We start from the raw sequence: 14,187 nt of genomic DNA on the forward strand, positions 1-14,187 counted from the left end.
CCATCTAATTAGCTTTCCGTGCGGCGCCGTCGATAGCCGGCGCCGCCTGCTCAGGGATTAGCCGCTAAACACTCGCGCCTTGCCGCTGACCGTCAGTCTCACCATCGCGCCGGGCTGCCACGCCGGCTGGCTCACGGTTCGCAGGACAATCGGCCGCTCGTGCCCAGCCATCGACAGCGTCAACGTGGAAAGCTGGCCTGAGAAATCGACATCGCGGATAATGGCGGTACTTTCCTGCGGCCCGCTCACACTGACGCTCAGCTGTTCCGGACGCAGCATCACCCTACCTTCGCCAGCAGGATGCAGTGCGTCCGTCGCCAGGTCCCCCAGCGCGCAGCTTGCCCGGCCGGGGCTAAGGCGTGCGGGGAGGATCAGGGCATCGCCAAGAAATAACGCCGTCTCTTCATCCACCGGCTGCGAGTAAACCGTCAGCGGGGTTCCAACCTGGGCGAAGCGCCCCTGACGCATTACCGCCACCTGCGTAGCGAACGACAGCGCCTCGTTCTGGTCATGAGTCACCAGAATCGAGGCGATCCCCGTCTCGGCCAGCAGGTCCGCCGTCGCTTTGCGTGTGCTGGCGCGCAGCCCGGTATCCAGTGCAGAAAACGGCTCATCCAGCAGCATCAGCGCCGGCTGCTGAGCCAGCGCGCGGGCCAGGGCAACACGCTGCTGCTGGCCACCGGAAATTTCGTGTGGCCAGTGACTCGCCAGACCAGGGTCGAGGGCGACCATCTCCATTAGCGCTCCCACGCGGCGACGCTTCTCCTCACGGCTGGCGTCGAGCCCCCAGGCGATATTGTCCGCAACATTAAGATGAGGAAACAGCGCCCCTTCCTGCGGAACATAGCCGATCCGTCGCTGGTGGGCGGGGACAAACACACCGTCGGCAAACAGAGACTTACCGTGCATGACGATCCGCCCGCGATCGGGCGTTTCAAAACCGGCGAGAATGCGCAGCAACGTGGTCTTCCCCGAGCCGGACGGACCAACAATGGCCGTCCGGCTCCCCGGCGCTACGGTCAGATTGAGATTATCGAGGACCAGCGCATCAGCGAAGGATTTCGAAATAGAAGACAATTCCAGCATGTTACAACCCTGCCATTTTTTTCGACTGCATATAAAGAACCGCGGTCAGCGGCAGCGAAATGACAATCATCAATAGCGCGTACGGTGCCGCCGCTACGTAGTCGATCTCACTGGTTAACGCCCAGAAACCGGTCGACAAGGTGCGGGTGCCTAACGGCGAAAGCAGTAGTGTGGCGGTGAGCTCATTGCTGACGCCAAGGAACACCAGCGCGGCACCTGCGGCCGCCCCCGGCGCGGCAAGCCGCATAGTGATACTCCACAGGGCGCGGGCCGGACTGCGTCCGAGACTACGGGCAACGTTTTCCAGCTCCACCGGCGCCTGCGCGATACCGGCGCGCAGGTTAATCAGCGCACGCGGCATAAACATCAACAGATAGGCCAGAAACAGCGTCACTTCGGTCTGGTACACCGGACGGGCGTAGTGGATGGTGACCGTCACCAGCGCCAGCGCGGTGACGATGCCGGGCAGCGAGCTGGTGATGTAATTACACCCCTCCAGCAGGCGGAACAGCGGGCGCGGATAGCGCACGCCGAGCCACGCAATGGGGATCGCGCAAACCGTTGTCAGCAGCGCCCCGCCCGCCCCCAGGAGCAGGGTCTGGCGCAGAGAATGCCAGAGATCGGCATGCAGCCAGTTGTCGATGCCGCCCAGCCATAGCCAGCGGCACAGGACCAGTAAGGGAACCCCCATCGCCAGCATCACCAGCAGCAGAAGCAGTAGCTGCGCGCCAAAAGCGGCCCCTTTACCCAGCACAAGCCGCTTCTGCTCGCGGGCCGCCCCGGCGCCGATACGCGCGTAACGCGCTTTACCGCGTGAGGCGCTCTCAAGCAGCAGGATCGCCAGGCAGCACAAGGCCAGCACGCCTGCCAGCATATTGGCGGCCGGACCGCTGAAGGTCGACTGGAACTGATCGTAAATAGCGGTCGTGAAGGTATCGAAGCGGATCATCACATACAGGCCATATTCCGCCAGCAGATGCAGGGCCACCAGCAGCGCACCGCCGCAGATTGCCAGACGCAGCTGCGGGAGCACCACCCGGAAGAACACTTTCCACGGCGGCGTGCCCAGCGACGCGGCGACATCTTCAAGGGTGGGATCGAGGCGGCGCAGCACGGCCGCCACCGGCATATAAATAAGCGGATAGTAGGCGAGCACCGAGAGAAACACCCCGGCGGAGAGGCCATGCAGCGAAGGCACGGCACTGACCCAGGCGTAGCTCTGGACAAAGGCCGGGATCGCCAGCGGGGCTACCGCCAGCGCCGACCACAGCTGCCGACCGGCAAGGGCAGTACGTTCCGTCAGCCAGGCTAGCGTCACGCCGAGCAAAATACTGATGGGGACCGCCAGCACCGTCAGCCACAGGGTATTGCTGAGCAGCTCCCCTACCCGCGGACGAAAGACCAGCGCTTTAATGGTCGGCCAGCCGGTGTCGAACCCAACCGCCACCACAAACCCTAACGGCAACAGCGCCAGCAATGAAAACAGCAGCGCTAACGCCACCATCGGAAATGCAGGACGCCTGCGCTCGGGCAGGCGTCCTGTTTTCTTTCCGAGCGACAAACTCAGAACAGACATAGCAACATCACTTCCTCAGGATCAGAGCAGGCCAGCCTGCGTCATCAGCTCAATGACCTTTTTACTGTTCAGCGAGGAAGGTTCTACCTTCGGTGCATCCAGATCTTTCAGCGGGGTCAGTTTCGGGTTAGAGGCCGCATCTACCCCCACGGCATACTCGAAGGCGTTATTGGTGCGCAGTGCATCCTGCCCCTGCTTGCCGGTGATCCATTTAATAAAGGCCTGCGCCTGCGCCTTATGTTTGCTGGAAGCCAGCACACCGCCACCGGAAATGCTGACGAAGGCGCCCGGATCCTGGTGTTTGAAGTAATACAGTTGGGTGTTTTTACTGTTTTCGCCGGTTTTTGACTGATCGACGAAGCGGTAGTAGTGGTAGATCACCCCGCCGTCGATCTGCCCGGCGTTGACCGCTTTCATCACCGTGCTATTGCCTTTGTAAGCGACAAAGTTGGTTTTCATCGCCTTCAGCCAGTCGAGAGTCGCCTGCTCACCCTTCAGCGCCAGCATCGCGCTGACGATAGCCTGGAAATCAGCCCCCGATGGCGAAGCCGCCCAGCGCCCTTTCCACTCCGGTTTTGCCAGATCCATCAGGGAATGCGGCAGCTGCGCCTCGCTGATTTTCGCCGGGTTGTAGACAAAAACGGTGCTGCGCGCGGCGATGCCGATCCAGCGACCATGCTGCGGACGGTACTGCGCCGGAACCTGCTGCAGGGTGGCGGCATCCAGCGGGGCGAAAAGTTTGGCATTATCGACCAGCACCATCGACGGCGAGTTCTCGGTCAGAAACACATCGGCCGGCGACGCGGAGCCTTCCTGAACCAGCTGATTACCCAGCTCACTGTCATCGCCATTGCGCAGCGTGACCTTAATACCGGTCTCTTTGGTGAATCCATCCACCCACGACTTCACCAGATTTTCGTGCTGGGCGTTGTAAACCACAATCCCGTTCTGAACGTCAGCCGCCATCCCCTGCGGCGCCAGAAACAGAGAAGCGGCAACCAGCGCTGCCGTACGGAGGGGCGATAAGCGAAATTTCATGAACGCATCCTTAATGAAATAGGGCAATAAACGGTAAATAGCCTGAGCGGAGAGGATTAAATCACAGCAAAAAAAGAATGATAATGAAAACAATTATCATAAACTTAAAAAAGCAAAAAATAGCGCCGGTCGGTTATTAGGGATTAGAAAATGCTTAAAACCATCCATCCCCGAAATTTAGATTAAGAAAACATTAAGCTGCGATTTTTTTATTACCTTCGTGACAGAACAGCCGCCTCTGCACGTTATCTGCGGTCTTTGCTGGCGGGTATTGTGATACTGATCATGTTTTTAATATGCGCCGTCATCACGAAAGATATCCCCCTTCTACGATCATTAAAAAGCCTTTACCGTCAGAGGGATGATTAACTTTATGCACACTCACCCTGGCACGCACGATAAATGAAAGAGATAAAGCGGCGAAACGCATGGATTGCCTTTTCCCTGGCGCTGGTGGTGTTTCTTGCTGGCGTGTTCGTCATTAACTGGCAACTGTGGCATTCGGACCAGGCGACTCATGTCGCGGCCGCCCGTCAGGCGGCGAAAAAGATCGCAGCCATTCTGGATGAGGCCCATGCGGCGACGGCCACGGCGCTGAACGTTAGCCGCAGCGGTTGCTCTGGTCAGGGTCAATTTCAGCTCGGAACGGAGGCCGCCCTGCAGCCGCATCTGCGCACTATTCTGCTGATAAAAGATGGCCAGGTGTGGTGCTCATCACTCCCCGGCAACCGAGTCCTGACGCTCCATCCGGAATCCTTGCCTGATGAGAAGCTGCAGCTGCTGCCCGCCAGGATGATGGTTAACAAGCGGCCGGTGCTGATCTATCATACGCGTTCAGCGCAGGTGAGAGTCATTGTCAGTATCAGCGACATCCATTTGCGCGATGCCTTGTATAGCGATGAGGATAACGCCGGGCTGGCGCTCTCGGTCAACCATCAGATGATCGCCAGATATGGCGATGTGGGGCCGCTGAAAGCCAGCCCGCATCAGGATATATTTAGCTCACCGGACTACCCGTTTCGCATTATCTATCCCGAGTCGCCTTTTTTTAGCCCCAGTCGCTTATTTCAAAATGGCTTCGGTCTGCTGATTTTCATTTTCTCTGTCTCGCTATTATTTTATTTCCTGCTGCGCAAATACCTGAATGTCTATACCTCTGAAGAAGAAAACCTGCGCTACGCCATCGCCCAAGGGTATATCGTTCCCTTCTACCAGCCCGTCGTGAATGGGAAAACGGGGGAGATATACGGTGTGGAAATTCTCGCCCGCTGGAAAAATGCTACCACACAGCGGCGTTCGCCCGCGGAATTTATTCCACTGGCCGAACGTACCGGCTTAATTATCCCGCTGACCCGCAGCCTGATGGCGCAGGTCGCCGCCCAGATGAATCCCATCTTCAGTAAGCTGCCGGATGGGTTTCATATTGGCCTGAATATCAGCGTGTCACACATTAACGCCCCGTCATTTATCGATGACTGCCTGCACTATCAGCGCGGCTTTGAGGGGAAAGCGGTGAAGCTGATGCTGGAGATCACGGAGCAGGAGCCGCTGTTGCTCAACGACGCGGTCGTGGACAAGCTCAATACGTTACACTCCCGCGGGTTTTCCATCGCGCTGGACGACTTTGGCACCGGCTATTCCGGGCTTTCCTGTCTCCACGAGCTGATTTTCGACTATATCAAAATCGATCAGAGTTTTGTCGGCCGGGTAACCGGGGAGGCGCCGTCAAGCAAGCTGCTGGACTGCGTGATAGAGATGGCCCGGACGCTGTCACTGCGCATCATTGCCGAGGGTGTCGAAACCCAGGTCCAGCTGGAGTATCTCAATCGCCAGAATATTCATCTGCTGCAGGGCTACTATTTCTGGAAGCCGATGCCCTACGTCGCGCTGGTGATGCTCCTGCTGAGCAAACCGAAGGCGCGGATTGTCGAAGAATGAGCGGGCGCTCCATAACCCGCGGGCCTGCACCAACGTCATCACTGAGTGAACGTGTTCAGCGCATCCTGTCGAGTCTCCTTAATGGAAAAGATGCGATCCATGCGGGTGAGCTTAAACAGGTTTTTAATCGTGTCATTGAGTGAACACAGCGCCAACTCGCCCTGACCGTTGACGCTTTTCAGAATGGATACCAGCGCGCCAAGACAACTACTGTCGATGAAATCGACGTGGCTCAGATCCAGCAGCACGTTTTTGGTATCCGGGTCGATAGCCTCCAGAACCTGCTGCTTAAACGCCTGCACGACGGAAGCATCCAGTCGGCGCACAAGAGGTACAATAATTTTTACGCCCTGCTCGGTATGTAATTCAACGTTCATGCTCATCCTCAATAGTGACTGATATCCGTCGACGAGTCCCTTTTTCGGCCGGCGTGTTCTCTCTTTAGCAGGTGATACCCCAAATATCCCGGGCGTAGCCACGTATGGTTCTGTCGCTGGAAAATTCTCCCATCCGACAAATATTGAGTAAGGCCCGACGGTGCCATTGTTCCGGCAGTTCAAAATCGGCCATCGCCTGCCGCTGGGCCTGACAATAACTGTCGAAATCCAGTAAATGACAGTAATGATCGCCCTCAGTCAACATGTGGTGAAGTGGTGCAAACAGCTCACGATCGCTGGTGAACAACCCAGACACGAGGGTATCGACAACACGCGCCATAGCCGGGTTCTGATGATAGAAATTATGGTGATGCCCAAGGCGCCGGCTCTCTTCAATCTCTTCCGCCACGGCGCCAAACAGATAAAAATTATCGATCCCCACGGCCTCGCGGATTTCGATATTCGCCCCATCATAGGTGCCGATGGTTAACGCGCCGTTCATGGCAAACTTCATATTGCTGGTGCCGGACGCCTCGGTCCCGGCGGTGGAAATTTGCTCGGAGAGATCTGTGGCCGGAATGATTTTTTCCGCCAGCGAAACTTTATAATCTTCGAGGAAAACCACTTTAAGCTGCCCGGCAACCTGCGGGTCGCGGTTAATTTTCCGGGCGACGGTATTAATCAACTGAATAATCAGCTTCGCCATCCGATAGCCCGGCGCCGCTTTACCCGCAAACAAATGCACCTTAGGCGCGATAGTTTTCCCTGTCTCTTTGATATCCAGATAAAGCGCGATCACGTGAAGAATATTGAGCAACTGACGCTTATATTCATGAATACGTTTGACCTGACAATCAAACATCGCCAGCGGATCGAGGGCGATGCCATAGCGTTGAGCGACCAGCTGGCTGAGCGCGGTTTTGTTGGCAAATTTAATGGCCCGGATATTATCAATAACAGCAGTATCATCGGCCAGGCTTTCCAGACTGGACAGCAAGGGTAAATCGGTTGGCCACCCTTCCCCCAGCTGTTGGTGCAAAAATGCTGCCAGGCCGGGGTTAGCCTGCTGCACCCAGCGTCGCGGCGTGACGCCATTGGTCTGATTAATGAATTTCTCCGGGGTCATAAAATAGAAGTCGGGCACCAGTTGTTTCTTGACCAGTTCCGAATGCAGCCATGCTACCCCGTTCACGCGATGGCTACCGACAATCGCCAGATTGGCCATACGGATTTGCTTATCGTGATGTTCGTCGATTAAAGACAGCGAGGATAACAGATGATTTTTATCCGGCCAGCGCCGGGCTACCTCTTCAAGGAAGCGATGGTTGATCTCAAATATAATTTGCAAATGACGCGGCAGCAGTTTTTCAAACAGCGTCACCGGCCAGGTCTCCAGCGCTTCCGGCATCAACGTATGATTCGTGTAGGCACAGGTGTTTTGCGTTATCTCCCACGCCTGCTCCCAGGGCAGCCGGTGTTCATCGACGAGGATACGCATCAGCTCCACCACCGCTAATGCCGGATGGGTGTCATTCAGCTGAATCGCCACATGCTGCGGCAGGAAAGTAATATCGTCATTAACCTCGGCATAGTCGCGAAATATATCCCGCAGCGTACAGGCCACCAGAAAATACTCTTGCGTCAGCCGCAGCTCTTTTCCGGTCAGCACCTCATCGGATGGATAGAGTATTTTTGAAATATTCTCCGACGCGATTTTATCACTCACCGCCTTGATATAATCACCGCGATTGAAAATATGGATATTAAAGGAGTCAGAGGCCACCGCGCTATAAAGCCGCAGCTTGTTGGTCGTCGTATCCCGGTAACCGGAAACGAAATAGTCATGGGGTATACCGATAATCGTTTTCCAGCCCAGCCACATTGGATTGTAATTGCCATCAACATCTTCGCTGTGTTCAATATAACCTCCCAGCGGGATCAGGATTTGCTGAGCATGATGTTCGACCAACCACGGGGAGTGCATGGAATGCCAGTCATCCGGATGCTCGATCTGCTGGTCATTTTGAAAGGATTGGCGAAAAAGACCATATTCGTATTTGATGCCATGCCCGGATGCGGCAATATCAAGGGTGGCCATCGAATCGATAAAACAGGCGGCTAAGCGCCCTAACCCTCCGTTACCCAGCGCGGCGTCGGGCTCTTCGTCAAGAAGGTGGTCAAGATCAAACCCCAGGTCATTCACCACCTGGTGCATCTCCGCCAGTAAATTCATATTCAAAAGGTTATTACGCAGCGACTGTCCCAGTAAAAACTCCATCGACAGATAGTAAACGCGCTTTTTACGTTCTTCACGTTGCCGCGTCTGGCTCAACAAAAAATGGTCCTGTTGAAAATGACGAATGGCCAGCGCCACCGCGTTAAAAATATCGCCATGCGTAGCTTTATTTAAGCTAACACACAATGTGTACTGTAATTGCTGTTCAACCAACGCCCGTAATTCTTTGATATTTTGCGGGTTAATGTCAGGCATGCTGACCTCTCTGGTCTCTGTATCTGCGTAAAAACCATGGCAGGTAAATCATCATTTTTCCAAGTATAGACGAAGATATTTTGCCGTATGGTTTTTATTCCTCAGCACCATTGCCGTTTATAACAAGAGGCTGAATAATTAAAATAACAACCATTTGCAATGGATTGATCGTCACCTTTTCGCCAGCGATAACGCTACAGACATGGCGGGTTTGCGGAGTCGGGAGGTGAAGGTGAAGTGCAGTCAGGACGGCTACAGGTAAAAGCAAAAAGGGGTTACCTTTCGGTAACCCCTTCTTTTATATGGCGGAAGCGCAGAGATTCGAACTCTGGAACCCTTTCGGGTCGCCGGTTTTCAAGACCGGTGCCTTCAACCGCTCGGCCACACTTCCGGTGTGAGGCGCACTATAAACACCTCGGCGGATGCTGTAAAGCACCATTTTGTTCAACTGCCTTAAAAACAAACAATCTTGTGTTATTCGTCTGAATTTCAGGCAGTTCGCACAGAAAATCAGCGCCCTCACCGCTATCCAGAGGGCTATTTTTTAATGTACATGTCTTTGGTGTAGTAATACCCCAGCTTATCCGGCGTGAAACCGCCCACCCTGGGTTTCACTAAATGGGTACGCACATAGTGATAGACCGGAATGGCGGGAACATCCTGCGCCAGCAGATCTTCCGCCTGCTGATAGTATTTGCCCCGTGTCGCTACGTCGGAGGCTTTCGCCGCATTGCGCAGGGCCTCATCGTAAGCAGGGTTGCTGTACTGACTGGTGTTCTCGCTATCACCGGTACGGAACGTATTGAGGAAAGTGGCGGCATCGTCGTAATCGGCGATCCAGGCATAGCGGACGGCGTCAAAGTTATGGGTATGCATGGTATCCAGCATCGTCTTCCACTCCTGGTTCTGCAGCTTCACCTCGACGCCGAGGTTTTTCTTCCACATAGAGCTGGCGGCGATGGCGATACGCTGGTGCGACTCATAGGTGTTATACAGCAGGGTAAAGACCAATGGGTGACTGTCATCATACCCCGCCTGCGCCAGCAGTTTTTTCGCCTCAGCAATCCGCTTCTCGCGCGGCCAGCTGGCGTAGTCCGGGTTGTGCAGCGTCACGCCGCCGATATCCGGCTGGCTGATCACCCAGGCCGGTCGCTGCCCCTGGCCAAGCACTTTTCCGGCAATGATATCTTTATCAAGCGCCATATTCAGCGCGCGCCGCACGCGGGCGTCGTTAAACGGCGGGCGGGTAGTATTGAATTCGTAGTAATAGGTCGCCAGCTGCGGCGAAACGTCCAGCTGATCGCCCATGGTTTTCTGCAACTGCGCAAACTGATTGATCGGCACCGTATAAACAATATCGATCTCCCCCGCTTTGTAGCGGTTGACATCGGCAGCCTCCGAAGAGATGGGCAGGTAAGTCACTTTATTAATAACGGTGTGCGCATTATCCCAGTACTTCGCATTACGTTCAGCCACCAGCCGCTCATTTACCACCCATTGGGTCAGCTTATACGGGCCGCTGGTGACGATATGCTCTGGTCGGGTCCATTTATCGGCAAAACGCTCCACCAGCACTTTGTCGATCGGTACCAGCGAAGGGTGCGCCAGCATCGCCAGGAAAGCGGCATTCGGCTGGTTCAGAGTGACCTGCAGCGTGGAGTCATTCAGCGCTTTCACCCCCAGCGTCTCGGGTCCCTGTTGCCCCAGGGCAATTTCGCGGGCGTTGGCGATATGCATATTGCCGGGATAGCTCGCATAGGGGGAAGCGGTGGCCGGCGAGACCAGCCGTTGCCAGCTCCAGACGATATCCTGCGCCGTGATGGCCGTGCCGTCGGACCAGGTCAGACCGGGTCGTAAATGGAAGGTCCATAACAGGTTGTCCTTGTTTTCCCAGCGCTCCGCCAGCCGGGGCTGGATCGCCCCCGCAGGCGTCACGCTGACCAGTCCTTCAAAGAGATCGCTAATGATGTTGAATTCGATGTCGCTCTCGACTTTATGCGGATCGAGTGAGGCAGGTTCACTGCCGTTATTTCTGACCAGCTCCTGCTTTTCCGCCAGCTGGGTGCCAGGCGGCACCTGTGCCGCCAGCGCCCCGCCGGTTATGACCATCAGACTCATTGCCAGGAACGTTCGCGTGATGTGATTGTTTTGGTGTAATGTCATTTCCCTTTGCCTTTAACGTACGGAGTTATTCCCCCTTCCACACTTAGTCGCAGAATTTAAATAAAGCAATATATTTCAGCAACCTATAAGATTTCGATCGGCTCACCGAAGCGAAACGCGAAAACATATCGCTTTTCCCAATCCATGTAGAATTTTATGCTGGACAAAAGCGGCAAAAGCTAAGTAAAGATGGGTAAAAGCATTAGGGCTTCACGCTTGTTTTTCTTATTCTTTATCCCTAATTACATCTGTCATAAGAGAGTGACTCATGGATCGCATAATTACATCATCGCGTGACCGTTCCTCGCTGCTCAGCACGCACAAGGTTCTGCGTAACACCTACTTCCTGCTCAGCCTGACGCTGGCGTTTTCCGCTATCACCGCCACCGCCAGCACGGTGCTGATGCTCCCTTCCCCGGGGCTGATTTTAACCCTCGTGGGGATGTACGGTCTGATGTTCCTGACCTACAAAACGGCGAATAAACCCACCGGGATTATTTCCGCCTTCGCTTTCACTGGGTTCCTCGGCTATATCCTTGGGCCGATGCTGAACGCGTACCTTTCTGCCGGCATGGGCGATTTGATCGGCCTGGCGCTGGGCGGCACCGCACTGGTCTTCTTCTGCTGCTCGGCCTACGTGCTGACGACGCGCAAAGATATGTCATTCCTCGGCGGAATGCTGATGGCGGGCGTGGTGGTCGTCCTGATTGGTATGGTCGCTAACCTGTTCCTGCAGCTGCCGGCGCTTCATCTGGCGATTAGCGCGGTGTTCATCCTGATCTCTTCGGGTGCCATCCTGTTCGAGACCAGCAACATCATCCGCGGCGGTGAAACCAACTACATCCGCGCCACGGTCAGCCTGTATGTCTCGCTGTACAACATCTTTGTCAGCCTGCTGAGCATCCTGGGCTTCGCCAGCCGGGACTAACCGCTCCCCTGCTTCACCGAGGCCTCGCTTATGCGGGGCCTTTTTTTTTGCTACACTGCGGCCAGTTTCAGGCGGTATGTGAAAAATCATGTTTATTTTTGAAGGCAACGAAATTGAAACGGATAGCGAAGGCTATCTGAAAGATACCACCCAGTGGAGCGAGGCGATGGCGGAAGTCATTGCCGCGCAGGAAGGGATAACGCTCGCCGTTGAACACTGGGAAGTGGTGCGCTTTGTGCGCGAGTTTTACCTTGAGTTCAACACCTCTCCGGCGATCCGCATGCTGGTGAAGGCGATGGCCAACAAGTTTGGCGAAGAGAAAGGCAACAGCCGCTATCTCTATCGCCTGTTCCCGAAAGGCCCCGCCAAACAGGCGACCAAAATCGCCGGGCTGCCGAAGCCGGTGAAGTGCATCTAATAGAGAATCGCGAATTTTTCCCAGCTGCGGGTGGGTTGATGGGGTTCGGTTAACACCCGGTCAACCCGCGCGCTGCGCGGCCCCCCGGCTTTCAGCCAGGCGATGAGTTTCTCCACCTGCTCTGCCTCGCCGCAGGCAAGCACTTCCACCCCGCCGTCGTCCAGATTACGGGCATAGCCGGTCAACCCCAGTTGCAGCGCTTCCCGCTGTGTTGAATAGCGAAATCCCACGCCCTGAACCGAACCGTAAACCCATGCCATCGTGCAGATACTGGCCATTATCATCTCCTTTTCGCTCACACTTTACGCTGAGGATAGCAAATTCGCTCAGCGTACGTGCTTCGGCAGTAAACCATAATGCTGACGGAAGCGCGCGGTAAAGCGCGATCCCGACTGATATCCGCTGTTCTGCGCGATTTCGCCTATTGGCCGCGAGGTGGTCTGCAGCTGCCCCAGGGCGTGAGCCATCCGCACCTCCTCGACGATCTGGCGAAAACTCTGCGATTCCTGCTGCAGCCGACGGCGCAGCGTGGACTCGCCGAGAAAGAGCATTTTCGCCACCCGCGACACGCTCCATGCCTGCGCCGGCGACAGCATGACCAGTTGTCGAACCTGCGCCGACAGATCCTGCTGCCGCTCGACGAGCAGCGGGCCCGCATAGCCCGCCTCGTGCAGGGCCAGCAGCAGGCCCATAGTCTGGTGGAGCTGTAGAGAGGTGGATAATCCCTCCCGCACCGCCTGCAGAACGCTTTGCCACATAAACGCCAGCTCTGTCGTCACCGGGGCGCAGAGCGAGGTCAGACGCCCTGGGGGTGGTTCGCTGAGATAACGGGTCTTAAACGTCGTCAGCAGCTCGGGGGTCAGCGACAGCAGATCGGAGCAAAACAGGCCGTTCTCCGGCTGGTTAATCACCTCCAGCTCAACGTCAGCCGGCAACACAATCAGCTGTTGCGGCGTCGCCAGCACCCGGCTCTCCCCTTGCACAATCACTTTGCTGCCGCGTTTCACCCGACAGAGCGCCGGGGAGAATAGCCGCACCCGATGCAGTCTGCACAGCCGTCGGGTGGTGACCTCTGCCGCGGTTAAGGCGTTATGCTGAAAGTGGATACTCTCCATCGGATCGACCCTTTATTTTAGCGCCCGGCCATCGCCGTCAACTGTACGCTGGCGAGAGCATGGCTGTGTAACAGATAGCCGACCAGCGCCCCGCTGGCCCCGGCATCCACCGGCAGCGTAGGGACATCCAGCGCCCATACCGTAAAGCGGTAGCGATGCGGTTTATCTCCCGCCGGCGGACAGGCGCCGCCGAAACCGGCATAGCCAAAATCGTTGCGGCCCTGTACCGCTCCGCCCGGCAGTGTAGCGCTGTTTTTATCTCCCGCGCCAGCGGGCAGCGAAAAGACGCTGCTGGCGATATTGACCACCGTCCAGTGCCACCAGCCGCTGCCGGTAGGCGCATCGGGATCTCTGACAGTGACCGCGAAGCTTCGCGTCCCCGCCGGGGCATTTTTCCATGCCAGCTGCGGAGAGACATTGCCTCCGGTACAGCCGAAACCGGCAAACCAGTGCTTCCGGGCCAGCGCCTGCCCGTCATGCATATCATCGCTGCTCACGCTAAACGGCGCAGCCATCGCGCCACTACTCACTGCCGCGACCATCGCCACGGCCATGCGGATACCTGTTTTCATCGTCTGCTCCTCGTTGGGGTGAGAAAACAGGGTATGAGAGTCCGCACAAACTGAATGTGCCGAAGCGCCTGCATTTTGTGCCGAAACGCTCACCTGTGCCTGCCGGGCGAAAGATGCTTGCGTGCGCCAGGTGTGCTACTCTACGCGCCATTTTTCGGTGCCGACATTCCCGTTGCTTAAAGGTAGCTCCATGACAGATTCCCTATTCCCCCGCTTAGTGTTAGCCAAAGGACGCGAGAAATCCCTGCTGCGTCGCCATCCGTGGATTTTCTCAGGCGGCGTCGCCCGCATGGAGGGTAAAGCCCGCAGCGGTGAAACCATCGATATTGTTGACCATCAGGGAAAATGGCTGGCCCGCGGCGCTTACTCGCCGTCGTCGCAGATCCGCGCCCGCGTGTGGACCTTCGACCGCAATGAAGCCATCGATAGCACCTTCTTTGAACGCCGCCTGCAGCAAGCGCAAACCTGGCGGGCATGGCTGGCCG

General features: G+C 56.3%; 12 protein-coding genes, 1 tRNA gene and 2 pseudogenes. 5 read left to right on the top strand and 10 right to left on the bottom strand.

Annotated features, from left to right (window positions below):
• Positions 1-57 precede the first annotated feature (57 nt).
• The 3 genes from CW267_RS22725 to CW267_RS22735 are packed head-to-tail and all read right to left on the bottom strand — an operon-like array spanning position 58 to position 3,700.
• Positions 58-1,086 (bottom strand): ABC transporter ATP-binding protein, encoded by a 1,029-nt coding sequence (locus CW267_RS22725; RefSeq protein ID WP_023297343.1) that lies wholly within the window; start codon positions 1,084-1,086, stop codon positions 58-60.
• Position 1,087: 1 nt separating this feature from the next.
• Positions 1,088-2,662, bottom strand: coding sequence for an ABC transporter permease (locus CW267_RS22730; RefSeq protein ID WP_165787462.1), 1,575 nt, complete (start codon positions 2,660-2,662; stop codon positions 1,088-1,090).
• Positions 2,663-2,683: 21 nt separating this feature from the next.
• The gene (locus CW267_RS22735; protein WP_064166131.1) at positions 2,684-3,700 is read right to left on the bottom strand and encodes an iron ABC transporter substrate-binding protein; all 1,017 of its coding nucleotides are present in this window, start codon (positions 3,698-3,700) and stop codon (positions 2,684-2,686) included.
• 402 nt (positions 3,701-4,102) lie between these two features.
• Between CW267_RS22735 and CW267_RS31455 the strand changes: the two are divergent.
• Positions 4,103-4,717 (top strand): annotated as a pseudogene (locus tag CW267_RS31455) (CSS-motif domain-containing protein); the annotation flags it as partial.
• Between the two features lie 159 nt (positions 4,718-4,876).
• Positions 4,877-5,638 (top strand): annotated as a pseudogene (locus CW267_RS31460) (EAL domain-containing protein); the annotation flags it as partial.
• A gap of 38 nt (positions 5,639-5,676) precedes the next feature.
• On the opposite strand, the gene CW267_RS22745 reads toward CW267_RS31460, so the two are convergent.
• The 4 genes from CW267_RS22745 to CW267_RS22760 all read right to left on the bottom strand — a co-directional run bounded on the left by CW267_RS22745 (position 5,677) and on the right by CW267_RS22760 (position 10,669).
• Positions 5,677-6,015, bottom strand: coding sequence for an STAS domain-containing protein (locus tag CW267_RS22745; protein ID WP_023297340.1), 339 nt, complete (start codon positions 6,013-6,015; stop codon positions 5,677-5,679).
• Between the two features lie 64 nt (positions 6,016-6,079).
• Entirely contained in the window at positions 6,080-8,506 is a 2,427-nt protein-coding gene (locus CW267_RS22750; RefSeq protein ID WP_023297339.1) for a glycogen/starch/alpha-glucan phosphorylase, read from the bottom strand.
• Between the two features lie 303 nt (positions 8,507-8,809).
• Positions 8,810-8,897, bottom strand: a tRNA-Ser gene (locus tag CW267_RS22755).
• A 146-nt stretch (positions 8,898-9,043) separates the two neighbouring features.
• Positions 9,044-10,669 (bottom strand): ABC transporter substrate-binding protein, encoded by a 1,626-nt coding sequence (locus tag CW267_RS22760; protein WP_100781433.1) that lies wholly within the window; start codon positions 10,667-10,669, stop codon positions 9,044-9,046.
• A 268-nt stretch (positions 10,670-10,937) separates the two neighbouring features.
• On the opposite strand from CW267_RS22760, the gene yccA reads away from it, so the two are divergent.
• Both yccA and tusE read left to right on the top strand, forming a co-directional pair.
• Positions 10,938-11,597, top strand: coding sequence for an FtsH protease modulator YccA (gene yccA / locus CW267_RS22765; protein ID WP_002898458.1), 660 nt, complete (start codon positions 10,938-10,940; stop codon positions 11,595-11,597).
• An 88-nt stretch (positions 11,598-11,685) separates the two neighbouring features.
• Positions 11,686-12,015 (top strand): sulfurtransferase TusE, encoded by a 330-nt coding sequence (gene tusE / locus CW267_RS22770; protein ID WP_002898457.1) that lies wholly within the window; start codon positions 11,686-11,688, stop codon positions 12,013-12,015.
• Here the strand turns inward: tusE and yccX are convergent.
• Genes yccX through CW267_RS22785 form a run of 3 tightly spaced genes read right to left on the bottom strand, consistent with a single transcriptional unit; the run spans position 12,012 to position 13,702 of the window.
• A complete protein-coding gene (gene yccX / locus CW267_RS22775) occupies positions 12,012-12,293 on the bottom strand; it encodes an acylphosphatase (protein WP_012542291.1) in 282 nt (93 codons plus the stop codon). The genes tusE and yccX overlap by 4 nt on opposite strands.
• 48 nt (positions 12,294-12,341) lie before the next feature.
• Positions 12,342-13,130, bottom strand: a complete 789-nt coding sequence (locus CW267_RS22780) for an AraC family transcriptional regulator (RefSeq protein WP_008805902.1) — start codon at positions 13,128-13,130, stop codon at positions 12,342-12,344.
• A 17-nt stretch (positions 13,131-13,147) separates the two neighbouring features.
• A complete protein-coding gene (locus tag CW267_RS22785) occupies positions 13,148-13,702 on the bottom strand; it encodes a YbhB/YbcL family Raf kinase inhibitor-like protein (protein WP_008805901.1) in 555 nt (184 codons plus the stop codon).
• Between the two features lie 190 nt (positions 13,703-13,892).
• Here CW267_RS22785 and CW267_RS22790 point away from each other — a divergent pair.
• Positions 13,893-14,187 (top strand): PUA domain-containing protein (locus CW267_RS22790; RefSeq protein ID WP_319826675.1); only part of this gene is annotated, 295 nt, incomplete at its 3' end.

The organism is Klebsiella sp. X1-16S-Nf21 (assembly GCF_002837615.1).
Taxonomy (GTDB): Bacteria; Pseudomonadota; Gammaproteobacteria; order Enterobacterales; family Enterobacteriaceae; genus Klebsiella; species Klebsiella variicola.

What these genes read in the sequence shown, in the direction of transcription:
- CW267_RS22725 (WP_023297343.1), bottom strand. Translation starts at nt 1,086, where the DNA reads ATGCTGGAATTGTCTTCTATTTCGAAATCCTTCGCTGATGCGCTGGTC.
- CW267_RS22730 (WP_165787462.1), bottom strand. Translation starts at nt 2,662, where the DNA reads ATGTCTGTTCTGAGTTTGTCGCTCGGAAAGAAAACAGGACGCCTGCCC.
- CW267_RS22735 (WP_064166131.1), bottom strand. Translation starts at nt 3,700, where the DNA reads ATGAAATTTCGCTTATCGCCCCTCCGTACGGCAGCGCTGGTTGCCGCT.
- CW267_RS22745 (WP_023297340.1), bottom strand. Translation starts at nt 6,015, where the DNA reads ATGAACGTTGAATTACATACCGAGCAGGGCGTAAAAATTATTGTACCT.
- CW267_RS22750 (WP_023297339.1), bottom strand. Translation starts at nt 8,506, where the DNA reads ATGCCTGACATTAACCCGCAAAATATCAAAGAATTACGGGCGTTGGTT.
- CW267_RS22760 (WP_100781433.1), bottom strand. Translation starts at nt 10,669, where the DNA reads ATGACATTACACCAAAACAATCACATCACGCGAACGTTCCTGGCAATG.
- yccA (WP_002898458.1), top strand. Translation starts at nt 10,938, where the DNA reads ATGGATCGCATAATTACATCATCGCGTGACCGTTCCTCGCTGCTCAGC.
- tusE (WP_002898457.1), top strand. Translation starts at nt 11,686, where the DNA reads ATGTTTATTTTTGAAGGCAACGAAATTGAAACGGATAGCGAAGGCTAT.
- yccX (WP_012542291.1), bottom strand. Translation starts at nt 12,293, where the DNA reads ATGGCCAGTATCTGCACGATGGCATGGGTTTACGGTTCGGTTCAGGGC.
- CW267_RS22780 (WP_008805902.1), bottom strand. Translation starts at nt 13,130, where the DNA reads ATGGAGAGTATCCACTTTCAGCATAACGCCTTAACCGCGGCAGAGGTC.
- CW267_RS22785 (WP_008805901.1), bottom strand. Translation starts at nt 13,702, where the DNA reads ATGAAAACAGGTATCCGCATGGCCGTGGCGATGGTCGCGGCAGTGAGT.